We start from the raw sequence: 22,147 nt of genomic DNA, 5'->3' as shown, positions 1-22,147 counted from the left end.
ATGTAGACAGGCAACGCCTAGACAGTAGCCGTACAACGTGTAGTCTGTCTACATGAAGTCGGATGCACTCCGTGGCCACCTGGACGCGATGATCCTCAGCACGGTCGAGGCGGGGCCCCTGCACGGCTACGCGATCATCGAGGCGCTCGCCCTGCGCAGCGGCGGCCAGCTCGACCTGCCGACCGGCACGGTCTACCCGGCCCTGCGCCGGCTGGAGGCGGCGGGTCACCTGACCAGTGCGTGGTCGACGGACAGCGGCCGCAGACGCCGCACGTACACGCTCTCGCGCTCGGGCCGCGCGGTGCTCGCGACCCGGCGTCAGGAGTGGGCCACCTTCTCGGGCATGGTCACGAGGGTGCTGCGCGCAACCACCTGAGAGGTGGGTCTCAGGGTCATCCCCGATGCGCGGGACACCTCCGGCGCGCCACGATGGATGTCATGGACGACGTGCGCCGTGAATACCTCACCCGCCTCGACGAGGCACTCGTCGGGCCGTGTCGCACCCGCCACAGTCTGTTGCGCGAGGCTGGGGACCACCTGGACGACGCGACCGACGCACTCGTCGAAGCCGGGTGGACCGCCGCCGCGGCGGCGCGGCGCGCGGTCGCTGACTTCGGACCGGTCGACGAGGTCGCGCCCGCGTTCCAGACGACCCTGGCCGTCGCCGCCTCCCGTCGTACGGCATGGATGCTGCTGGCGGCGCTCGGCTACCAGCCGTTCCTGTGGGACGACGGTCTCGAGCTCGCCGCCGCAGCGGCGCAGTCCGTTCCCCAGAGCGGCGCCGCTGCCACGCTCTACTCTGTGCTCGACCCACTCATCGAGATCGGTGGTGCGCTGGTGATGGTCGGCGCCATCCTCGCCCTCGTCGCGACCGGCGTCGGCCATCGCTGGTTCGCCGTCGGGCCGCAGGTCGCCCGCGCGACCGCCGTCTTTGCGCTCGCGTCCGCCGCGCTCGTGCCCCTGCTCAGCGCCAGTCTCACCGTGCTCGGTGGTGGTGGCTCGCCTACGCTCTGGGCACTGGTCACCGGTCTCACGGTCGCGCCCCTCGGCGTCGTCGCGGGCTCCGCCCGGCGCACCCTCGCCGCCATCTGAGTGCCACGAGGCCGCTCCGTCTCGCGGGCCTTCGATCGGTCGAGCCCCGGTGTGCAGGTGCCCGGTCCCTCTCGTCAGCCGCCGTAGCCCGTGTCGGTACCGGCGACGAGGGCGCTGAGCACCGCGAGGCCCACGAGGACGACAGTGCCGCCGATGAGCAGCACGGTGCCGATCGCGCCCATGACCAGACCGGCCGTGGCCGCCCCGCTCGGTGCCCACCGCTGCTCGTCGCGCTGCGCCTCCCGCCGAGCCACCGCGCCGAAGTACCAGGCCAGCGGGCTGACGACGAAGGTGACCACGATCATGAGGCCGGTGAGGCCCACGATGCCGAGGACGAGCGAGGCCACGGCGCGGGGGTGTGTGGGGCGATTCGGGGTCCACCCGTGCCTCGGCTGTACGGCCGGGGGAGGGGGCCCGCCGGTCGGGAGCGGTGGGCCGGCCGACGGCCCGGCGGGAGGAGTGCTCATGCGAGCACGTCCTCTGAAGAACCACCGTAGGAGCGTGCCCGCATTGGGGGTACCGCCCAAGCACTTCGTGCAGGGACCCACCTGCACGCAGCGAAGCGTGGGGGCACCTCCCGCTTGCGGGGGCGTGCTTGGGGGCCGTGTCCTCGGTTCGCGCCCCCTACGCTCCCACTCGCAGAGCTCGCGGGAGGTGCCCCCAGCAGAGCTCGTGGGGGTACCCCCAGCTGACGCTCGCTCATGGCTCCATCCCATCAGCGTTCTCGGCGGTGAGCCATCGGTCGACGCCCACGCGGCCGGCCTCCAGAACGTCGCTCGGGGCGCACGAGCCGTCGAAGGAGCTCCGGGCCAGGTGCGCGAGCTCTCGGTCGTCGAAGTCCTGGGCGGCTCGCAGGATGGCGTACTGACCGGCCAGACGGGATCCGAACAGCAGGGGGTCGTCGGCACCGAGCGCGACCCTCGCCCCCGCGGCGACGAGATCGCGCACCGGCACCTCGTCGATCGTGCGATAGACACCGAGCGAGACGTTGGAGACGGGGCAGACCTCCAGCGTCACGTCCTGCTGGACGAGCCGCTCCAGCAGCGCCGGGTCCTCCACCGAGCGCACGCCGTGCCCGAGCCGGTCGGGATGCAGGTGGTGCAGGCACTGCTCGATGTGAGCAGGCCCGCGCAGCTCGCCGCCGTGGGGCATCGCCCGCAGGCCCGCGCGCTCGGCGATGGCGAAGGCGGGAGCGAACTCGCCGGTGTCTCCACGTCGTTCGTCGTTGGAGAGGCCGAACCCGACGACGCCGCGTCCGGCGTACTGGCCGGCCAGGCGTGCCAGGGTCCTGGCGTCGAAGGGATGACGCGTGCGGTTGGCGGCGATGACCACGGCCATGCCCAGGCCCGTGCGCTCACCGGCGTCACGCACGGCATCGATCACCAGGTCGGTGAACGCCGTGATGCCACCGAAGCGGGCGGCGTAGCCCGACGGGTCGACCTGGATCTCCATCCAGAGCGAGCCGTCGGCGGCATCGTCCTGCGCGGCCTCGAGCACGAGCCGGCGGATGTCGCCCTCGGTGCGCAGCACGGAGCGGGCGACGTCGTAGAGCCGCTGGAAGCGGAACCAGCCCTTCTCGTCGTCGGCCGAGAGAGCCGGCGGCCAGTCCTCGACCAGCGCGGTCGGCAGGCGGATCCCGTCGCGCTCGGCCAGCTCGACGAGCGTGTCGTGGCGCATCGACCCCGTGAAGTGCAGGTGGAGGTGTGCCTTGGGGAGCTGGGCGACGGACCTCATCCCCCCATCCAACCAGCCGGTCCGTGAACGCTCAGGCGTGGCCGAAGGCTTCGGGCAGGTGGGACCGGGCACCGTTCGCCTCGAGCTGGTCGGCGACGCGGCGCACGGTGCGTCGGCCCGGCCACGCGATGAAGAAGAGGACGGCGATCGCCGGGCCCGCCGCGGCGAGCACGGGCCACGGGCCGTAGGGCAGGGTGAAGCCGAGCGCCAGCAGCGCGATGAGCGGGGCCTCCGCGAGCGCCATCCGCAGCATGTGTCCGGGCAGGAAGCGCCGCAGCGACGCCGCCTGCACGTCCGCGACGTCACGCACCACGTCGTTGCGATCCAGCGGGTCGGCTCGGTAGCCGATGAGGTGGACCAGCGCGAGGCTGACCAGCGGCACGGCGGCGAAGCCGGCCAGGAGCAGGAGCGGAGGCTGGTCGGCCTCGCCGGGCGGCAGCAGGACCGGGGCGATCACGGCCACGATGGCCATGGCTCCGGCGAAGCTCAGGACCAGCACTCGGATGGATCGGGCCGCGGCCTCGGGGGAGGCCGCCGGGGTACGTGGCGTCGTCATGGGCTCACCGTAGCGACGGGTTCAGGAACCCAGGGTCCGCGCCGCCCGCTCGACGGCCTCGGCCACGTTGTCGTGGACCTCGGGGTGGAAGACGCTGGGGACGATGTAGTCGGCGTTGAGCTCCTCCGGCCCGACCGTCCCGGCCAGCGCATCCGCCGCAGCGACGAGCACGGGGACCTCGATGGTGTGGCTCTGGGCATCGAGCAGACCTCGGAAGACTCCGGGGAAGGCGAGCACGTTGTTGATCTGGTTCGGGTGGTCAGAACGCCCCGTCGCGACGACGGCGGCGTGACGGCGGGCCAGCCCAGGGTCGATCTCGGGATCGGGGTTGGCCAGGGCGAACACGATCGCGTCGTCGGCCATCGCGTCCACGTCCTCGACCCCGATCAGGTTCGGAGCACTCACGCCGATGAAGACGTCGGCGCCGGGCAGGGCGTCGCGCAGGCCGCCGGTGAGCCCCGCAGGGTTGGTGTTCTCCGCGATCCAGGCGAGTGTCGGGTCGACGTCCTCCCGCTGCCGCGAGACGATGCCGTCCACGTCGCAGACGGCGACGTCACGCAGGCCGGCGCCGAGCAGCAGGCGCAGGATCGCAGTGCCTGCGGCCCCCGCGCCCACCAGGACCACGCGCACGTCCGGCAGGTCCTTGTCCACGACCCGCAACGCGTTGCGCAGGGCCGCGAGCACGACGATGGCGGTGCCGTGCTGGTCGTCGTGGAAGACCGGGATGTCCAGACGCTCACGCAGCCGGGCCTCCACCTCGAAGCAGCGCGGTGCCCCGATGTCCTCCAGGTTGATGCCGGCGAAGCCCGGGGCCACCATCGCGACCGTCTCCACGATCGTGTCGACGTCCTGGGTGTCCAGCACCAGGGGCCACGCGTCGATGTCGGCGAAGCTCTTGAACAGCGCCGCCTTGCCCTCCATGACGGGCAGCGCGGCGTAGGGGCCGATGTTGCCGAGCCCGAGCACTGCGGACCCGTCGCTCACCACGGCGACGCTGTTGCGCTTGACGGTGAGGCGGCGGGCGTCCTCACGGTCCGCGGCGATGGCCATGCAGATCCGCGCCACGCCGGGCGTGTAGATCATCGAGAGGTCGTCGCGGTTGCGCAGGGGGTGCTTGGCCGCCGTCTCGATCACACCGCCGAGGTGCATGAGGAACGTCCGGTCGGAGACCTTCACGACCTCCACGTCGGGCACGGCCCGCATCTGCTCCGCGATCTCCTCGGCGTGCTGCTGGTCGCGAGCGGCGCAGGTGAGGTCGATGCGCAGCACGTCGGTGCGCGAGGAGGCGACGTCCAGGGCCGTGACCAGGCCACCGGCCCGTTCCACGATCGTGGTGAGCTCGCCGACGGCGGTGCCGCCGGGGGGAACCTCCAGCCGGATCGTGATGGAGTTGGAGACGCTGGGCACGGGTGCGGGCACGCTGGGGCGGGTCACGACTCAGTTCTAGGCGACGCACGGGGTTACGCGCGAGTCGGCCCGCCCGTCGGCCCCGCGGCGCAGCCCGCAATCGGCCCAGCGGGCGGTTTCGCATCGACCGCGCCGACCACGTACACTTGATCCACCGGTGAGATCTCACGATGTTCCGTCATGCCCTCGTGCAGGCGCGCGTGGTGGCCCTCGCCCGGACGGCACTAGCTCAACTGGTAGAGCATCGGTCTCCAAAACCGAAGGTTGGGGGTTCAAGTCCCTCGTGCCGTGCGACGGTCGGCCCCGGGCCGACCCGACCGAGAACGAACCGAGAGCACGACCCCGAGATTCGACGAGAGGATCATCGTGAGCGACCGCCACGAGCTGTCAGGGCAGAAGGAGAGGCGCACCCCGCCCATCACCTTCATCCGACAGGTGATCGCCGAGCTGCGCAAGGTCGTCTGGCCGACCCGTCCGCAGGTCGTCAACTACTTCTTCGTCGTGCTCGTGTTCGTCCTGATCATGATGGCGTACGTCTCCGGCCTGGACTACGGGTTCGGCAAGGCGATGTTCGCCATCTTCGCCTAGCCAGGTAGAGGAATTCCGTGAGCCAACAGTTTGACGAGTCGACCCCCGTCGAGGACCCCTCCGACGAGCAGGTCACCGAGCCTGCCGTGGAGGCCGACGTCGAGGAGGCCGACGCCCCCGAGGCGTCCGAGCCCACCGACGGCGCCGTCGAGGCCGAGGCCGACGTGGCACCAGAGGTCGACGCCGAGACGGCTGGAGCCGACGAGGTGCCCGAGGTCGAGGCCGAGGAGCCCGCCGGTGACGCCCTCGCCGAGTTCCGCGAGCGCCTGCACAGCCAGTTCGGCGACTGGTACGTCGTGCACACCTACTCCGGGATGGAGAAGCGTGTGAAGGCGAACCTGGAGAACCGCATCACCTCGCTCAACGCCGAGGACTACATCTTCGAGATCGTCGTGCCGACCGAGGAGGTCGCCGAGATCAAGAACGGCCAGCGCAAGCTCGTCAAGCGCACCGTCCTGCCCGGCTACGTCCTGGTCCGCATGGATCTCACCGACGAGTCGTGGGGCGTCGTGCGCCACACGCCGTCCGTCACGGGATTCGTGGGCAACTCCCACCAGCCCGTGCCCCTCAGCCTCGCCGAGGTCGAGCAGATGCTCGCCCCGGCGGTGGAGGCCGAGGTCGCGGCCAAGGCCGTGACCGATGCCCCCGACGCGCCGCAGACATCGGCCCCCAAGGTCGAGTTCGCCGACTTCCAGACGGGCGACTCCGTCATGGTCGTCGACGGTCCGTTCGCGACGCTGCACGCGACCATCACCGAGATCAACCTCGACGCCCAGAGGGTCAAGGCCCTCGTCGAGATCTTCGGTCGCGAGACCCCGGTCGAGCTCAGCTTCACGCAGGTGCAGAAGGCTTGATCGCTCCGCGATCAAGGGTCGAGTAGCCGCGAGGTACGAGCGGCGTATCGAGACCCACCGGTCGCACACTGCTCACCGAGCAGATCGACACCAGCAACAACCCACCAACAAGGACCCGAGAAGACATGCCTCCCAAGAAGAAGGTCGCTGCCCTGGTCAAGGTGCAGCTCAACGCCGGTATGGCGAACCCGGCGCCGCCCGTCGGCACCGCCCTCGGCCCGCACGGCGTCAACATCATGGAGTTCTGCAAGGCGTACAACGCCGCCACGGAGTCCATGCGCGGAAACGTCGTGCCCGTCGAGATCACGATCTATGAGGACCGTTCGTTCGACTTCATCACGAAGACGCCGCCGGCCGCCGAGCTGATCAAGAAGGCCGCCGGCCTGCAGAAGGGCTCCGGCGTCCCGCACAAGGAGAAGGTCGGCAAGCTCAGCAAGGATCAGATCCGTGAGATCGCCACGACCAAGCTGCCCGACCTGAACGCCAACGACATCGATCAGGCCATGAAGATCGTCGAGGGCACCGCCCGCTCCATGGGCGTCACGACCGACTGACCGTCAGTCGTATCCACATCCTTGGGTCGAGTGCCGCGGCAACGCGGCCGACACCCAGAACGATCGCGGCAACCGCCGCGGTGTATCGAGACCACGTGGCAGGGCCAGCTGGGCCCGATCGACCACACCTGGTGACAACAGAAGGAAGCCAGCCATGACACAGCGAAGCAAGGCATACCGCTCCATTGCCGAGAAGATCGACAAGGACGCGCTCTACACGCCGCTCCAGGCCACCACGTTCGCCAAGGAGTCCGGCAGCGCACGCTACGACTCGACGGTCGACGTCTCGATGCGACTCGGCGTCGACCCGCGCAAGGCCGACCAGATGGTCCGCGGCACCGTCAACCTCCCCCACGGCACGGGCAAGACTGCACGGGTCCTGGTCTTCGCCACCGGCGCCAACGCCGACGCCGCCCGCGAGGCCGGCGCCGACCACGTGGGCGCGGACGAGCTCGTCGACAAGATCAACGAGGGCTGGCTCGACTTCGACGCCGTCGTCGCGACGCCGGACATGATGGGCAAGGTCGGCCGTCTGGGTCGTGTCCTGGGCCCGCGCAACCTGATGCCCAACCCGAAGACGGGCACGGTCACCCCGAACGTCGCCAAGGCCGTCGGCGACATCAAGGGCGGCAAGGTGCAGTTCCGCGTCGACCGTCACGCCAACCTGCACTTCGTGATCGGCAAGGCGTCCTTCACGGCCGAGCAGCTCGCCGAGAACTACGGTGCGGCGCTCGATGAGGTCCTGCGCCTCAAGCCGTCCAGCTCCAAGGGCCGCTACGTCCGCAAGGTCACGCTCTCCACCACCAACGGTCCGGGCGTGCCGGTGGATCCCGCGCGGATCCGCAACTACGCGAACGACGAGGCCTGAGCGCACCCGGCCTGAGGGCCCCGCGGACACCGGCTCGGTGGTCGCGGGGCCCTTCGTCGTGCACCCGGCGGTGGACGGGCGTCTGACGCGGCCGGACCAGCGTGGACGTCGTTCGCCCGGGCTGCGTACTCTGACCCCATGCGAGCTCCTTTGAAGACATGGACATCGGTGGGCGCGGTCGTGCTCATGACGAGCCTGGGCCTGGCGGCCTGTGGTTCCGACGAGACCTCCGGCGGGTCCGGAGGGGAGGTCGCCGTCGGCGAGGAAGCCGGGACCGAGCTGACTGAGGAGAACTTCTTCTCCGAGGTCACCGACGCCCAGGTGGAGGCCAAGTCCAGCCACGTCAGCATGGACATGGGTGCCGAGGCCGGCGGGATCAAGGCCGAGGGCGACGTCGTGATGGGCGAGTCGGCCGAGGACACGGCCATGACCATGACGATGGACTCCGGCGAGGCCTCCATGGGCACGATCGAGATGCGCCTCGTGGAGGGCATCTTCTACATGAACTTCGGCGACATGACCCAGGGCAAGTTCGTCGAGATGGACCTGAGCGATGAGTCCAACCCGCTCGGTGCACAGTTCGGCAGCATGACCGACAACTTCGATCCTGCCAAGCAGCTGGAGGTCCTGGAGGAAGCGGTCACCGGCTTCGAGCAGAAGGGTGACGCGGAGGAGATCGACGGTGTCGAGGCGACGCCGTACGAGATCACGGTCGACAGCTCCAAGATCGTCGGTCAGCTCGGCGAGGGAGCCGCCGGCGCCGAGGCCGAGATGCCTGAGGAGATCGCCTACACGATGTTCGTCGGCCCCGACAACCTGCCGCGACGCGTGGTCGTGGACATGGCCGGCACCTCGATGGCGATGGACTACTCCAAGTGGGGCGAGGAGGTCGCGGTCGAGAAGCCGTCCGAGGACGAGATCACGACCGAGAGCCCGTTCGGCGAGATGGGCGGCTGACACCGGAACGTCCACGACGAGCCGTTCCCGTTCTGCGGGAGCGGCTCGTCGCCGTTCGGCCGTCCCCGACCTGATTTGGTCGCACCGGCACGGACCCGTAGGATGACGGAGCCGAAGACCGCTGGTTCGGATCCCACCCGGGATCCGCGAAGGTCCTCTGAGCGAGGGCGGCCCGCGCAGGAACACGAGCAGTGACACCACCAGCAAGCCGGTGTCAGAACACCACGCCCCGTGCCTGCGCACGGGGCGTCCGTCGTTTCAGGGTCCTTCGCCCGCCGGCCTCGGTGGAACCGGAAGGAGACCCATGGCAAGCCCGGACAAGGTCGCTGCCGTCAAAGAGCTCACGCAGAGTCTGCGTGACGCCGACGGCGTCGTCCTCACCGACTACCGCGGTCTCACCGTGAAGCAGCTGCAGGAACTGCGGCGCTCGCTCGGTGAGGGCGCAAGCTATGCCGTCGCCAAGAACACGCTGACCAAGATCGCCGCCAGGGATGCCGGCGTCGAGCTCGACGAGAGCCTTCTGGTCGGTCCCACCGCGATCGCCTTCATCAAGGGCGACATCGTGGAGGCGGCCAAGGGTCTGCGTGACTTCGCGAAGGCCAACACCCCCCTCGTCATCAAGGGCGGCTTCCTCGACGGGAAGGTGCTCGACGCCGACGAGATCCGGAAGCTGGCGGACCTGGAGTCCCGCGAGGTGCTCCTCGCCAAGCTCGCCGGTGCCATGAAGGGCAACCTTCAGGGCGCCGTGTCCCTCTTCAGCGCCCCGCTCTCGCAGACCGCCCGACTCGTGGGTGCTCTCGAGGCGAAGCGTGCCGAGGAGTCCCCAGCAGCACCCGCAGAGGCACCTGCCGACGCGGCACCCGATTCTGCGTCTGACGACGCAGCACCCGAATCTGCGTCTGACGACGCGGGCACCGAGGGCTGACAGCCCGATTCATCATCGGGACCCCCTCGGGGTCTCACCGAAAGGAAGGACGCCATCATGGCGAAGCTCAGCACCGACGAGCTGCTCGACGCATTCAAGGAACTGACCCTCATCGAGCTCTCGGAGTTCGTGAAGGCCTTCGAGGAGACCTTCGACGTCACCGCCGCTGCCCCCGTGGCCGTGGCTGCCGCCGGAGCCCCCGCGGCCGGCGGCGGCGACGCCGAGGAGGCCGCCGAGCAGGACGAGTTCGACGTCGTCCTGGAGTCGGCCGGCGAGAAGAAGATCCAGGTCATCAAGGAGGTGCGCACGCTCACGAGCCTCGGTCTCAAGGAGGCCAAGGATCTCGTCGAGGGTGCTCCCAAGCCCGTCCTGGAGAAGGCCACCAAGGAGACCGCCGACAAGGCCAAGGAGGCCCTCGAGGCCGCCGGCGCCACCGTCACCCTCAAGTGACGATCGGCTGATCCGCGGGTCCACGGACCTGCGCGCACGGCGCCCATCCCCCCGGGGATGGGCGCCGTCGTGCTGTGTGCGCCGTGGGCTCAGGACCACCATCCGGACATGACGTCGATCACGTTTGTCAACGGCAGTTACCGGGGGTAAGGTCTCGTGACCGCGGGAAGTTACTCGCGAGTCACAGCACTTGGCCGGACTCGTAACACCATGTTGCGATGTTCGTTACTCTGGGTGTCCCGGGTCACAGCGCTCGGCGGGTGCAGACCCGGTCGTCTGCGGCGGAACGAGGAGGGCGCGTGGGCGTTGAGGTCAAGGTCGAAGGACTGACCAAGAAGTTCGGGTCCCAGGTGATCTGGAACGACGTCTCGCTGACTCTTCCCGCCGGCGAGATCTCGGTGATGCTCGGCCCCTCCGGCACGGGCAAGAGCGTCTTCCTGAAGACCCTCATCGGCCTGCTCAAGCCCGACAAGGGCCACATCCACATCGCCGACGTCGACATCGCCACCTGCAAGGAGAAGGACCTCTACGAGGTTCGCAAGCTCTTCGGCGTGCTGTTCCAGGACGGCGCGATGTTCGGCTCGATGGACCTCTACGACAACGTCGCCTTCCCGCTGCGTGAGCACACCAAGAAGTCCGAGTCCGACATCCGCAACGTCGTGATGGACAAGATGGAGCTCGTCGGCCTCACAGGTGCGGAGAACAAGCTGCCCGGTGAGATCTCCGGCGGCATGCGCAAGCGCGCCGGGCTCGCCCGCGCACTGGTGCTGGATCCGGAGATCCTGCTCATCGACGAGCCGGACTCCGGCCTGGACCCGGTGCGCACGGCCTACATCAACCAGCTCTTCATCGACCTGAACGCGCAGATCGACGCGACGTTCCTGATCGTCACGCACGACATCAACACCGCCCGCACGGTCCCGGACAACATCGGTCTGCTGTACCACAAGCACCTGGCGATGTTCGGGCCTCGCGAGATGCTCCTGACCTCCACGGAGCCGGTCGTGGCGCAGTTCCTCAACGCCCAGCGCGTGGGCCCGATCGGAATGTCGGAGGAGAAGGACGCCGACGAGCTCGATGCCGAGAAGGGTCAGGAGATGCCGCCGCTGCCTCCCGTCCCGATGCAGATCGAGCCTTCCGACGGACGCCCGCGTCGTGCCCAGCGCGAGCCCGGCCGCTGGTGCGAGGAGAACGGCGTGACGCCGCCCGAGGGCTCGTTCGTCGCCGACATGCCCCTGAGCTCGGGCGTCGCCCAGTGAGCGTTGCCCAGCTGACGGCACCCGCTCGCGTCGCGGGCGGGCTGTTCGCCTTCATGCTCGACGTCTTCGTCGCGCTGTTCCGGCGACCGTTCCAGCTCAAGGAGTTCCTGACCCAGGCCTGGTTCATCGTCACCGTGACGATCATCCCCACGGCCCTGGTCGCGATCCCCTTCGGCGCCGTCATCGCGCTGCAGGTCGGCGGACTCATCCAGCAGTTCGGTGCCCAGTCCTTCACGGGCTCGGCCGCCGTGCTCGCCGTCGTCCGCAACGCCGGCCCGATCGCCACGGCGCTGCTCATCGCCGGAGCGGCCGGCTCGGCGATCGCCGCCGACTTCGGCTCCCGCAAGATCCGCGAGGAGCTCGACGCGATGATGGTGCTGGGCATCGACCCCATCCAGCGTCTCGTCGTCCCGCGCGTCCTGGCCGCCATGCTCGTCGCGGTCTTCCTCAACGGCCTGGTCAGCGTCGTGGGCGTCGCGGGCGGGTACTTCTTCAACGTCGTCCTGCAGGGCGGCACCCCCGGTGCCTACCTCGCCTCGTTCACCGCGCTCGCCCAGCTGCCTGACATCTACCAAGGGATGGTCAAGGCCGTGCTGTTCGGCTTCGTGGCGGCGATCGTGGCCTCCTACAAGGGCATGAACGCCAAGGGTGGCCCCAAGGGGGTGGGCGATGCCGTGAACGAGTCCGTCGTCATCACCTTCATCCTGCTGTTCATCATCAACTTCGTCGTCTCGGCCACGTACCTCCAGCTCGTGCCGCCCAAGGGGATGTGACGATGGCCAACTCACGCCTGAGCGCGCTCTATGAGACCCCCAGCCGCGCGATGGACGACCTGGGTCAGCAGATGCTGTTCTACCTGCGCGTCGTCAAGGCCGTCCCCATGACGCTGCGCAAGTACTCCAAGGAGGTCGTCCGCCTGCTCGCGGAGGTCGCCCTCGGCTCGGGAGCCCTGGCGATCATCGGTGGCACGGTCGGGGTCATTGCGGCACTGACGTTCTTCACCGGCACCGAGGTCGGTCTGCAGGGGTACGCGGCGCTGGACCAGCTGGGCACGGCCGCGCTCGCCGGCTTCGTCTCGGCCTACTTCAACACCCGTGAGATCGCGCCGATCGTCACGGGCATCGCCCTGGCAGCCACGGTGGGCTGTGGCTTCACCGCGCAGCTCGGTGCCATGCGCATCTCCGAGGAGGTCGACGCGCTGGAGGTCATGGCCATCCCGTCGATGCCGTTCCTGGTCACCACCCGGGTGCTGGCCGGCCTCGTCGCGGTGGTGCCGCTCTACGTCATCGGACTGCTGTCGTCCTACTTCGCCACCCGGCTCACCATCACCCAGCTGCAAGGGCAGAGTGCGGGTACCTACGACCACTACTTCAGCACCTTCCTGCCGCCAGGAGACGTCCTGTGGTCCTTCGGCAAGGTGCTCATCTTCGCCGTCGTAGTGATTCTCATCCACTGCTACTACGGCTACTACGCCTCCGGTGGACCGGCGGGTGTGGGTGTGGCCGTGGGCCGCGCGGTCCGTACCTCCATCGTCGCCGTCAACGTCGTGGACCTGCTCGCCTCCATGGCGATCTGGGGCACGACCGCCACCGTCAGATTGGCAGGCTGATCACCCATGGCTGCCACTCCTCTCGCCGAGCGCTCGCTGTCGCTGAAGGCCCTCGGGGCCGTGTTCATCGCGCTGATGGTGTTCTTCGTCTGGCTCACCTACGCCTTCTTCAACAAGTCGTTCGTCGACTCCGACGTGGTGACGCTCGAGACCACCAAGGCCGGCTCCAACCTGCCTAAGAACGCCGACGTCAAGATTCGCGGCATGATCGTCGGCTCGGTGCGCTCGATCGAGCCGGCCGGCGAGGGCGTCACGATGGAGCTGGCCATGAAGCCCGAGCTCATCGACGACATCCCGTCGGGCGTCACGGCCGAGCTGGTCCCCAAGACGCTCTTCGGAGAGAAGTACGTGGCGCTCCTCGCGCCCGAGGGCACCGGCCCGAGTAGTGAGTCCCTGCAGGCCGGGGACACCATTACCAAGGCCGAGGTGCCGATCGAGGTCGAGGAGCTCCTGAACGACCTCTACCCGCTGCTGCAGGCGGTCGACCCTGCGGACCTCTCCTACACCCTGACCGCGGTCTCACAGGCGCTGGAGGGCCGCGGCGAGGAGCTCGGCGAGACGCTCGTGACGGCCAACGACTACCTGCAGCAGATCAACCCTGACGTCCCGACGCTCGTCGATGACGTCGTGAAGCTGGGCGAGGTCTCCGACGGCTACGCCGAGGAGCTGCCGACCATCGCGCGGCTGCTGCGCAACTCCGTCACCACGGGCAACACCATCGTTGCCAAGCGCGCCGAGCTTGCCGCGTTCTTCGACGAAGGCACCCGTCTTGCCAACACGCTGACCGACTTCGTGGACGCCAACGGCGACGACCTGGAGGCGCTCGCTGCCCAGAACCGCGAGATACTGCAGGTCACGGCCAAGTACTCCTCGACCTTCCCGTGCTTCCTCGGTGGCATGGCCAAAGCCATCCCGCGTCTGGACAGCGTGCTGCGCAACCGCACGGTCCACATCGACCTCAAGACGCTCGCCACCCAGCCGACCCAGTACGAGGACGGGGAGGAGCCGCAGCTCCCCGACCAGGCCGTCATCGATGGCACGTCCCAAGCGCAGCCCACCGGCCCCAACTCGATCGAGCAGGTCTGCGAGACCCTTCCGCAGTACCAGAACAAGGGGCTCGGTGGCGCCGGCCGGCCAGATGACTCCGACAACCCGAACGGCGCAGTCAGTGCAGGCAAGGAGCCCTTCAAGGTGGCCGAGGAGGTCTATACCCTCTTGGGGCTGACCAACGGTCACAACGGCAAGTTCGGTCCGGACGAGACCTTCGAGCGCACGGCTGTGGCTTCGCTCGCCGATGCCGGCTACGGGAGCCCCAGCCTGGCCGACACCGACAGTGTCGAGCAGCGCGAGCAAGTCCGTGAGCTCGCAGGCGCGATGGCCGGTGTGGACGCGGCGGATGTACCCGACGTCGCCTCCCTGCTGCTCAGCCCGGTCCTGAGGGGAGCGGAGGTGGAGGCCCCGTGAAGCTCGACAAGGAGTCTCTGTCCGCGCTGCTGAAGCTGATGGTGTTCTTCGGGATCACCGGCGGTGCGACGCTGCTGCTCATGGTCATCCTCAGCCAGGGTCTGTTCCAGCAGACCGAGACCTACCAGGCACGCTTCAGCGACGTCACGGGCACGGCCAAGGGTGACGACGTCCGCATCGGCGGTGTTCGCGTGGGAGAGGTCGAGAAGGTCGAGATCGTCGACGCCAACGAGGCCCTGGTGACCTTCGGTGTCGAGGCCGACACTCCACTGACGCAAAACACCAACGCGCAGCTGCGCTTTCGCAACCTGATCGGCCAGCGTTACATGGCGTTGTACCAGGGCTCCGAGGGCGGCACGGAGCGGCTGCAGCCGGGCAGCACCATCCCGCAGGAGCGCACGGAGGAGGCACTTGACCTCAACGTGCTGCTGAACGGGTTCAAGCCGGTCTTCGAGGCATTGTCACCCGAGGACACCAACCAGCTGGCCTTCGAGATCGTGCAGACCTTGCAGGGTGAGGCCGGAAACGTCGAGAGCCTACTCGCCAGCACGTCCTCGCTCACCAACACGCTGGCCGGGCGCGATGAGCTCATTGGCGACGTCGTGACGAACTTGTCGCAGGTGCTGGACACCCTCGGAAGCCGGGATGACCAGCTGACGTCCACCATCGACAACCTGCAGGCCCTCGTCACCGGGCTCAAGCAGGATCGGAACGCGATCCTCGGATCCCTGGACTCCATCTCTACCCTGACCGAGGAGACGTCTGGCTTGGTCTCGGAAGGTCGTGAGGACCTCACCGGGGATGTCAAGCAGCTGAACCGCCTCTCGGGCAACCTGGCGAAGAAGGACAACCTGGACACCATCGAGAAGTCGCTGCAGATCCTGCCGATCAAGCTGGAGAAGCTGGGCAACCTGGCCTCGAACGGCTCGCTGTTCAATTTCTACGTCTGTGAGCTCGACGTCGACATCACGGCTCTTGAGGACGTTCCTGTGCTGGACGACCTACTGGGCGCCCTGCTCAGTGGCTTGCCTGGCGACGGCGACCCGACCAACGTCCAGGTTGGTGGGAATCGGTGCGAGACCGCCGATGGCGAGTACCCCCAGACGCTCGCCTCCGGGGGGAGTGATCAGGAGTGAAGCCCTTCCGCGAGCGCAACCACGCCATCATCGGCCTGCTCGGTTTCGCCGTCATCGCCGCGCTGCTCCTGGGTGCGTTCCGCGCCGATCAGCTGCCCATCATCGGCGCGGGTGACACCTACTACGCCGAGTTCAGCGAGATCGGCGGACTGCGCGACGACGCGGAGGTCCGCGTGGCCGGTGTGTCCGTCGGCAAGGTGCAGCAGATCGAGCTGGACGGCAACAAGGTCCAGGTCGAGTTCAAGCTCGACAAGGGCACCGACCTGGGTGCCGAGACCGGGGCCGAGATCAAGCTCCGCACGCTGCTCGGGGCGCAGTTCCTCTCCCTCACGCCCAACGGCAGCGGTGAGCTCGACCGCGGCGCTACGATCCCCGTCGATCGGACGGTCGCCCCCTATGACGTCGTGGAGGCCTTCTCCGAGCTGAGCGAGACCACCGACGAGCTCGACAAGGACCAGATCGCCACGGCTCTGGAGACTCTCGCCGAGGTGGCCGCCGAGACCCCGGAGGAGTTCCGCGGGGCCATCAAGGGCGTCTCTGACCTCTCGGCCAACCTCGCGGCCCGTGACGAGCAGATCAACACCCTGCTGGTGAATCTCAAGAAGGTCTCCGGCGTTCTCAATTCGCGCAACGAGGAGCTGGAGACGCTCTTCGAGGACGCCTCGGTGCTCTTCGACGCCCTGTCCTCGCGGCGGGAGTCCATCAACCGGTTGCTGGTCTCCACGCAGGAGATCTCAGCAGAGCTGACGGCGCTCGTCGATGACACCCGCGCCGACCTCAATCCCGCCTTGACCCGCCTGGAGACCGTCACCACGATGCTGCGCCAGAACCAGAACAGTCTCGATCAGGCGTTGACCGCTCTGCCCGGATTCCTTCGGGTCTTCTCCAACGCCCTGGGCACCGGTCCCTGGTTCGAGACCTACGTCCAGATCGGGGAGGCCGGCTCATGAGCTCGTTGTTGAGTCGTTTCGCCGGGCTGAGCCGGATGGTCACCGTGCTGGTGGTCCTGCTGCTGGTGGCCGGTGCTGTGTTCGTCTTCGTCGACCGCACGGAGTCACGCACCCTCACGGTGGACTTCCCGCGCACCAACTCTCTCTACGAGGGGTCCGACGTGAAGATCCTCGGCGTGCCGGTCGGCACGGTGGACACGCTGACTCCGCAGGGCGACAGCGTGCGGGCCGAGATCTCCTACCCGCAGGACGTCACGCTGCCCGAGGACGTCAAGGCCGTCATCGTCTCGCCCTCCATCGTCGGCGACCGCTTCGTCCAGCTCGCTCCCGCCTACGACGGCGGCGCGGAGCTGGAGAACGGGGCCAGGCTCGGTGTCGAGAGCACGGAGGTACCGGTCGAGCTGGACGAGGTCTACAGCTCCCTCGACGACCTCTCCGTCGCGCTCGGACCGGACGGTGCCAACTCCGACGGTGCCCTCAGCAACCTCGTCGACGACACCGCCGGCCAGCTGGACGGACAAGGAGCCCAGCTCAACCAGACGCTGCGCAACTTCGGTCAGCTGAGCCAGACGCTGTCGGACAACAAGGACGACCTCTTCGGAAGCGTCCGCGAGATCTCCCAGTTCGTCGAGCTGCTCAACCGCAATGACTCCTCGGTCCGGGCGTTCTTCGACTCGACGGCCGAGGTCTCCGAGGTCTTGGAGGGCGAGCGCGACGATCTCGCCGCGACGCTCGACGCGCTGGGTGGGGCGCTCGTGGAGGTTCGCTCGCTGGTGCGCGACAACCGGGAGGAGCTGCGTGGCAACGTCCAGAACCTGGAGACGATCGCCGACGTCCTGGCCCGCCACGAGTCCGACATCGAGGAGTTCACCGTCAGCGCCCCGACCGCCCTGTCCAACGTGGCCCTCACCTACAACAGTGAGTTCGGCACGCTCGACAACCACGCCGATCTCCTCAGTCTGGTCACCGGCGCGGTTGAGGGCCTGCCGAAAATTCTCTGCGAGGCGGGGAGGGGCCTGGGACTTCCCGAGTTCTTGGGTGACGGGTGTGACATCCTCACCGACATCCTCGGACCGATTCTCGGCAGCGCTGCCGACGGTCTCCGCGGCGCGACTGGCGCCACGAGTGGCGGCGAGGAGCCGTCCTCCTCGGCGGAGGACGAGGACGTTCCGGACGAGCTGCTTCAGCAGCTGCGGGAGGGCTTGGCGGCCGAGCGCACTGCGGTGCCTTCGGCGTCCTCGCCCGACCGGACCATGACCTCGCTCGACGAGATGCTGGCGGTGCAGTGATGACCAGAACCACGCCACGGCTCGCGCGGACCACCGCTCTCGTCGCCGCCTCCGCGGTCGTCCTCAGCGGGTGTGGCTTCTCGCCCTATGACCTGCCGCTGCCCGGTGGCGCGGACCTCGGCGACGACCCCTACGAGGTCACGGTCGAGTTCCGCGACGTCCTCGACCTCGTGCCGCAGAGCGCCGTGCGCGTCGACGACATAGCCGTCGGCAAGGTGACCGACATCGAGCTCAACGGCTGGACGGCCACTGCAACCCTGCAGATCAACGACGACGTGCAGCTCCCCGACAACGCCGAGGCGACTCTGCGCCAGTCCAGCCTGCTGGGCGAGAAGTTCGTCGCGCTCGCGCCGCCGGAGAACCCCGGCAATGGTGAGCTGAGCGAGGGAGACTTCATCCCGCTGGAGCGCTCGGGACGCAACCCGGACATCGAGGAGGTCCTCGGCGCGGCGTCCCTGCTGCTCAACGGCGGTGGCCTGGAGAAGACCAACACGATCGTCAAGGAGCTCAACAAGACGCTCGACGGCAACGAGCCCGAGATCAAGCAGCTCCTGCAGACCTCGGAGACGTTCGTCAGCCAGCTCGACGACAACAAGGAAGAGCTGCTCACGGCGCTGGAGAAGGTCAACAACCTCGCGGTCACGGCCAACGAGCAGGAGGGTGCCATCACCGAGGCGCTTGACGAGCTGCCAGAGGCACTCGCGGTGCTCGATGAGCAGCGCGACGGAATCGTCGGTCTGCTGGAGGCGCTCGACCGCCTCGGTGACGTCGCCACCGGCGTCATCCGCCGCTCCAAGGACGACACACTCGCCGTGCTGCGCGACCTCGAGCCCACGCTCAAGGGCCTCGCCGATGCCGGTGACGACCTCGCCACCTCCACCCAGGCGCTGCTCAGCTTTCCATTCACCGACGAGATCGTGGGCAACAGCGTCCAGCGCGCACGGGAGGTATGCCCGGAGAACCTCACCTCCGACAACTCCGCCGCCGTCTCGGACAGGGCCTGCTACGGCGACTACTCCAACCTCGACATCCGGCTCGAGCTGGGGCCCGACCAGATCACCAGCCTCCTCGAAGGAGTCCTCAGTCTGGGCAACACACTCGTGCCGTCGGACAGTGCGCAGGCTTCGGCTTCCGAGGACGAGGCCGTTGAAGAGGGTGAGGCTGCCGTGTCACCCTCTGGCGACCTGGTCGACCTGGTCGAGGGCTTGACGCCACAGGGGCAGGACGACGAGCCCGACCCTGCCCCCCAGCAGTCCGGTTCGGACTCGTCGAGCGAGGGAGATGGAGGCGGCAACGGGTTCTGCCGGCTGCTGGGCGCCTGCCGCACCACACCCGCCGAGCTCATGGAGTCCCAGGACGACCTCGGTCGCCTGCTGATCGGACCGGCGGTGGCACGATGATCACCAGGCTCACCAAGTTCCAGCTGCTGATCTTCGCGATCATCACCGTCCTGGGCACGGCCTACGTGGGCGGCAAGTACGCGGAGGTCGATCGCCTCGTCGTCGACCGGACCTACCCGGTCACGGCACGCTTCGACGACTCAGGCGGCATCTTCGCCGGGGCCCAGGTGACCTACCGGGGCATCGAGGTGGGTCAGGTCGGCAAGCTGGAGTTCACGGACTCCGGCGTCGACGTCATCCTGGACATCGAGAAGGACGCCCCGAAGATCGCGGCCGACGCCAAGGCCGTCGTGGCCAACAAATCGGCCATCGGCGAACAGTTCGTGGACCTGCAGCCGCAGTCCAACCAGGCTCCGTTCCTGGCCAGCGGCACCGTGATCGAGCGGACGCAGACCGAGATCCCCATCGACACCACGACGCTGCTGGTCAACCTGAACGAGCTCGTGACCTCGGTCGACACCGAGAACCTGCGCACCGTGGTCTCCGAGCTCGGCGCTGCCTTCGAGGGTACCGGACGCGACCTCACACGCATCGTCGAGACGGCCACGGAGTTCATCAACGAGGCCGATGCCAACATCGACGTGACACGCGCCCTCATCAACGACTCCCAGGGCGTCCTGCAGACGCAGATCGACAAGCGCGGACAGCTGGCCACGTTCTCGGAGAACCTCGCGCTGCTCTCGGACACGCTGGTGGAGTCCGACGACGACATCCGGTTCCTGCTTGACGAGGGCACCCCCGCCGCCCGCGAGACCCGCCAGCTCGTTGACGAGAACGCCGAGGACCTGCGTTCCATCATCTCGGACCTGCGGACCGTCTCTGAGCCTCTCGCCCGGAACCAGAAGGGCCTGCAGGTCCTGTCGATCGTCTACCCGTACCTGCTCGAGGGCTCCTTCAGCGTCGCCGCGCCCAGCGAGCGTCGGCCGGGAGAGTACGACGCCACCTTCGGACTCGTCCTCTCATCGCCCGTCGGAGAGGGAAAGGTCGAGCCTTGCCAAGAGGGGTATCGTCCTCGACTGGGGGCGGACGCGCTTGGCGACCCGGGTGACACCAGTCGTCTGGGCGAACGAAACCCAGCTTCCAACAACAACCTGACACCACGCGGGTTCGACATCGACATCGACTGCACCGACCCGGAGCGGATGCCGACTCGAACCCCACTGGACTCCGACGACGTCAACCGGAACCGCACCTCCGTGCCGTCGTCCATCGAAGGAAAGGACGCCCTGTCGTGGCTCTTGCTGGATCCAACGAGCGACTGAGCTCGACGTCCCGCAAGCGCCTGCCCGTCGTCCTGACGGTGCTCGGCGTGCTCGTGGGCGTCATCGCTCTCGTTGTCGGCCTGGTGGTGCCCATGCTGGGTGACGGGGAGGAGTCCGGCGACCGGGCGGCCGTCGTTCAGCGCGCCGAGGACTTCGCGGTCACCTACAACACGTATGACGTTGCCGAGAAGGATGAATACCAGGAGCGCATGCGCGATCTTCTGACAGAGGGCTTCTACGGTGAGTTCACGCAGATCACCGACGCCGTCTTCTCCGCCATCGACTCCAAGGACCAGCGCAGCGAGAACGCTCGTGTGGTCGCCACCGCGATCGACACCATCGATGACGACAGCGCCGTGGTGCTCGTTGCCGTGAACGCCGCCATCACCACAGCAGGGAGCGAGGCGGCCGTGCCGCGCCGCTTCCGGTGGGAGGTCACCTTCGCCAAGGAGGACGGCGAGTGGCTCGTGAGCCAGTTCGACGCCGTCGCCGCAGTCGAGGCCGAGGTGGGGGAGCCGGGCGAGCAGGGTGGCTTGCTGCCCGAGACCGTCCCGGACGAGCAGCAGCCTCAGGAGGAGTCCGAGTGAGCGAGGAGAAGCGTCCGCCCCGTCGTCGTATCGCGGGGGAGAGCGGCCCAGCCACCGGCGCCAAGGCTCCGGCGCGGCGCGTGGTCAAGAAGCCTGTCGCCCGTCCGGGGGCCACGCCGCCGTCCAGCACCTCCGAGTCTTCCGCCAAGAAGCCGGCCAAGAAGGCTCGCGGCCGTGCCGCGAGGTCAACCCCTGCGGTCACCAGCGACGTGGAGTCGGACGAGTCGGTGCAGCCTGCCGCCCCCTCCGCCAGGCCGGAGGCGGAAGAGAGCACGCAGCGCAATGCCCCGCGCATCGTTCCGGCGAGCCGTCGGGGTCGTTCGCGGGCTGCGACGACCACTACCGCTCCGGTGTCGGACGAGGGTGACTCGAAGGTCGACACCGTCACCGATGAACCCTCAGCGTCCGAGACGGGGACCGACCTCCGCGGGACCGGCTCGACCGGGCGCAGGTTCACCCGTACCCGGATCCTGACCGCGGTCGTCATGGTGCTCGCGCTCGTCTTCGGCGCGGGCGCGTCGTACTGGGCTTGGGATCGGGCTCAGGGCACGTTCGGTGTGGAGGCCGCACAGGGTGAGGCCGCCGATGCGGCCGCCGTTGCTGCCGAGCAGATCCTCAGCTACCGCTACGACCAGCTCGACGAGCACCTCGAGAATTCCCAGGCGCTGATGACCCCGAGCTTCGCCGAGGACTTCGAGTCCATCTCGCCCGCCCTGGACGATCTCGCTCCGCAGCGCCAGATCCAGGTCGAGGCCACCGCGCGGGACGCCGCGGCCCAGCCGTGCGGGAGCGACTGTTCCACCGACAGCGTGGAGGTGCTGATCTTCATCGACCAGGCCCGGCTGGTCGACGGCGACGAGCAGCCCACGGTCTTCGGCAACCGGATCACGCTCTCCATGGTCGAGTCCGACGGAGAGTGGCTCGTCGACGACATCGAAGCCTACTGAGCCGCTGTCTGACCGGCCGCGGAGCATCGGGCCACTCGACCCACGCGACCGTCGGGGCGCTGGGGCAGCACTGCGATTCTGGGACAAAAGCCCCCCATGCTGGACCATCGCGCAGGCGTTGTCAAGCACCCGGCTTGCGTGGCAGCGACGTCGAGGGCTAGACTGTAGTTTCGCGCTCACCACGCTTGTGATCAGACCCCTTGACCGGGGTCTTGTGGCGTGCGCTGAAGTCCATACCGTGCCATCTCTGCGAAGCCCT

Annotated in this window: 24 protein-coding genes and 1 tRNA gene; 21 read left to right on the top strand and 4 right to left on the bottom strand. The window is 68.2% G+C overall.

Going from position 1 to position 22,147, the window contains the following annotated elements; all coding sequences use genetic code 11:
• Positions 1 to 52 precede the first annotated feature (52 nt).
• Together ACHAAC_RS10850 and ACHAAC_RS10845 are read left to right on the top strand one after the other, a co-directional pair.
• Positions 53 to 376, top strand: a complete 324-nt coding sequence (locus ACHAAC_RS10850; protein WP_435716245.1) for a PadR family transcriptional regulator — start codon at positions 53 to 55, stop codon at positions 374 to 376.
• A 62-nt stretch (positions 377 to 438) separates the two neighbouring features.
• Complete coding sequence (locus tag ACHAAC_RS10845; RefSeq protein WP_435716244.1) at positions 439 to 1,092, top strand: permease prefix domain 1-containing protein; 654 nt, start codon at positions 439 to 441, stop codon at positions 1,090 to 1,092.
• A gap of 74 nt (positions 1,093 to 1,166) precedes the next feature.
• On the opposite strand, the gene ACHAAC_RS10840 is transcribed toward ACHAAC_RS10845, so the two are convergent.
• The 4 genes from ACHAAC_RS10840 to ACHAAC_RS10825 form a co-directional block, all read right to left on the bottom strand.
• Entirely contained in the window at positions 1,167 to 1,439 is a 273-nt protein-coding gene (locus ACHAAC_RS10840) for a DUF4190 domain-containing protein (RefSeq protein ID WP_435716243.1), read from the bottom strand.
• Positions 1,440 to 1,791: 352 nt separating this feature from the next.
• Positions 1,792 to 2,826 (bottom strand): adenosine deaminase, encoded by a 1,035-nt coding sequence (locus ACHAAC_RS10835; RefSeq protein ID WP_435716242.1) that lies wholly within the window; start codon positions 2,824 to 2,826, stop codon positions 1,792 to 1,794.
• A gap of 31 nt (positions 2,827 to 2,857) precedes the next feature.
• Positions 2,858 to 3,382, bottom strand: coding sequence for a hypothetical protein (locus ACHAAC_RS10830; RefSeq protein ID WP_435716241.1), 525 nt, complete (start codon positions 3,380 to 3,382; stop codon positions 2,858 to 2,860).
• Positions 3,383 to 3,403: 21 nt separating this feature from the next.
• Complete coding sequence (locus ACHAAC_RS10825) at positions 3,404 to 4,816, bottom strand: NAD-dependent malic enzyme (protein WP_435716240.1); 1,413 nt, start codon at positions 4,814 to 4,816, stop codon at positions 3,404 to 3,406.
• 191 nt (positions 4,817 to 5,007) lie between these two features.
• Here ACHAAC_RS10825 and ACHAAC_RS10820 point away from each other — a divergent pair.
• The 19 genes from ACHAAC_RS10820 to ACHAAC_RS10730 all read left to right on the top strand — a co-directional run bounded on the left by ACHAAC_RS10820 (position 5,008) and on the right by ACHAAC_RS10730 (position 21,888).
• Positions 5,008 to 5,080, top strand: a tRNA-Trp gene (locus ACHAAC_RS10820).
• Positions 5,081 to 5,155: 75 nt separating this feature from the next.
• A complete protein-coding gene (gene secE, locus ACHAAC_RS10815) occupies positions 5,156 to 5,377 on the top strand; it encodes a preprotein translocase subunit SecE (RefSeq protein WP_435716239.1) in 222 nt (73 codons plus the stop codon).
• 17 nt (positions 5,378 to 5,394) lie between these two features.
• A complete protein-coding gene (gene nusG, locus ACHAAC_RS10810) occupies positions 5,395 to 6,231 on the top strand; it encodes a transcription termination/antitermination protein NusG (RefSeq protein ID WP_435716238.1) in 837 nt (278 codons plus the stop codon).
• Between the two features lie 125 nt (positions 6,232 to 6,356).
• On the top strand, positions 6,357 to 6,785 hold the full coding sequence (rplK, locus tag ACHAAC_RS10805) for a 50S ribosomal protein L11 (protein ID WP_435716237.1): 429 nt from the start codon (positions 6,357 to 6,359) through the stop codon (positions 6,783 to 6,785).
• Positions 6,786 to 6,939: 154 nt separating this feature from the next.
• Entirely contained in the window at positions 6,940 to 7,653 is a 714-nt protein-coding gene (gene rplA / locus ACHAAC_RS10800; protein ID WP_435716236.1) for a 50S ribosomal protein L1, read from the top strand.
• Positions 7,654 to 7,791: 138 nt separating this feature from the next.
• The gene (locus tag ACHAAC_RS10795; RefSeq protein ID WP_435716235.1) at positions 7,792 to 8,610 is read left to right on the top strand and encodes a hypothetical protein; all 819 of its coding nucleotides are present in this window, start codon (positions 7,792 to 7,794) and stop codon (positions 8,608 to 8,610) included.
• 304 nt (positions 8,611 to 8,914) lie between these two features.
• The gene (gene rplJ, locus ACHAAC_RS10790) at positions 8,915 to 9,535 is read left to right on the top strand and encodes a 50S ribosomal protein L10 (protein ID WP_435716234.1); all 621 of its coding nucleotides are present in this window, start codon (positions 8,915 to 8,917) and stop codon (positions 9,533 to 9,535) included.
• A gap of 57 nt (positions 9,536 to 9,592) precedes the next feature.
• Complete coding sequence (gene rplL, locus ACHAAC_RS10785) at positions 9,593 to 9,985, top strand: 50S ribosomal protein L7/L12 (RefSeq protein WP_435716233.1); 393 nt, start codon at positions 9,593 to 9,595, stop codon at positions 9,983 to 9,985.
• Positions 9,986 to 10,284: 299 nt separating this feature from the next.
• Positions 10,285 to 11,244 (top strand): ABC transporter ATP-binding protein, encoded by a 960-nt coding sequence (locus ACHAAC_RS10780; protein ID WP_435716232.1) that lies wholly within the window; start codon positions 10,285 to 10,287, stop codon positions 11,242 to 11,244.
• A 53-nt stretch (positions 11,245 to 11,297) separates the two neighbouring features.
• The gene (locus ACHAAC_RS10775) at positions 11,298 to 12,017 is read left to right on the top strand and encodes an MlaE family ABC transporter permease (protein WP_435716401.1); all 720 of its coding nucleotides are present in this window, start codon (positions 11,298 to 11,300) and stop codon (positions 12,015 to 12,017) included.
• Between the two features lie 2 nt (positions 12,018 to 12,019).
• Positions 12,020 to 12,853, top strand: coding sequence for an MlaE family ABC transporter permease (locus ACHAAC_RS10770; RefSeq protein WP_435716231.1), 834 nt, complete (start codon positions 12,020 to 12,022; stop codon positions 12,851 to 12,853).
• Between the two features lie 6 nt (positions 12,854 to 12,859).
• The gene (locus tag ACHAAC_RS10765) at positions 12,860 to 14,317 is read left to right on the top strand and encodes an MCE family protein (RefSeq protein WP_435716230.1); all 1,458 of its coding nucleotides are present in this window, start codon (positions 12,860 to 12,862) and stop codon (positions 14,315 to 14,317) included.
• Entirely contained in the window at positions 14,314 to 15,453 is a 1,140-nt protein-coding gene (locus ACHAAC_RS10760) for an MCE family protein (protein ID WP_435716229.1), read from the top strand. Before ACHAAC_RS10765 ends, ACHAAC_RS10760 begins: the two co-directional genes overlap by 4 nt.
• Positions 15,450 to 16,403: an MCE family protein gene (locus tag ACHAAC_RS10755; RefSeq protein ID WP_435716228.1), complete on the top strand. Its 954-nt coding sequence runs from the start codon at positions 15,450 to 15,452 to the stop codon at positions 16,401 to 16,403. The genes ACHAAC_RS10760 and ACHAAC_RS10755 overlap by 4 nt, the downstream gene beginning before the upstream one ends.
• Positions 16,400 to 17,692 (top strand): MCE family protein, encoded by a 1,293-nt coding sequence (locus ACHAAC_RS10750; RefSeq protein ID WP_435716227.1) that lies wholly within the window; start codon positions 16,400 to 16,402, stop codon positions 17,690 to 17,692. Before ACHAAC_RS10755 ends, ACHAAC_RS10750 begins: the two co-directional genes overlap by 4 nt.
• Positions 17,692 to 19,092, top strand: a complete 1,401-nt coding sequence (locus ACHAAC_RS10745) for an MCE family protein (protein ID WP_435716226.1) — start codon at positions 17,692 to 17,694, stop codon at positions 19,090 to 19,092. The genes ACHAAC_RS10750 and ACHAAC_RS10745 overlap by 1 nt, the downstream gene beginning before the upstream one ends.
• Positions 19,089 to 20,354: an MCE family protein gene (locus tag ACHAAC_RS10740; protein ID WP_435716225.1), complete on the top strand. Its 1,266-nt coding sequence runs from the start codon at positions 19,089 to 19,091 to the stop codon at positions 20,352 to 20,354. The genes ACHAAC_RS10745 and ACHAAC_RS10740 overlap by 4 nt, the downstream gene beginning before the upstream one ends.
• Positions 20,324 to 20,941: a hypothetical protein gene (locus ACHAAC_RS10735; RefSeq protein ID WP_435716224.1), complete on the top strand. Its 618-nt coding sequence runs from the start codon at positions 20,324 to 20,326 to the stop codon at positions 20,939 to 20,941. The genes ACHAAC_RS10740 and ACHAAC_RS10735 overlap by 31 nt, the downstream gene beginning before the upstream one ends.
• Complete coding sequence (locus tag ACHAAC_RS10730; protein ID WP_435716223.1) at positions 20,938 to 21,888, top strand: hypothetical protein; 951 nt, start codon at positions 20,938 to 20,940, stop codon at positions 21,886 to 21,888. The genes ACHAAC_RS10735 and ACHAAC_RS10730 overlap by 4 nt, the downstream gene beginning before the upstream one ends.
• Positions 21,889 to 22,147: the final 259 nt, after the last annotated feature.

It is taken from the genome of Aeromicrobium sp. CF4.19, from assembly GCF_051262555.1.
GTDB lineage: Bacteria > Actinomycetota > Actinomycetes > Propionibacteriales > Nocardioidaceae > Aeromicrobium.
This window is presented reverse-complemented; position numbering and strand designations above follow the sequence as displayed.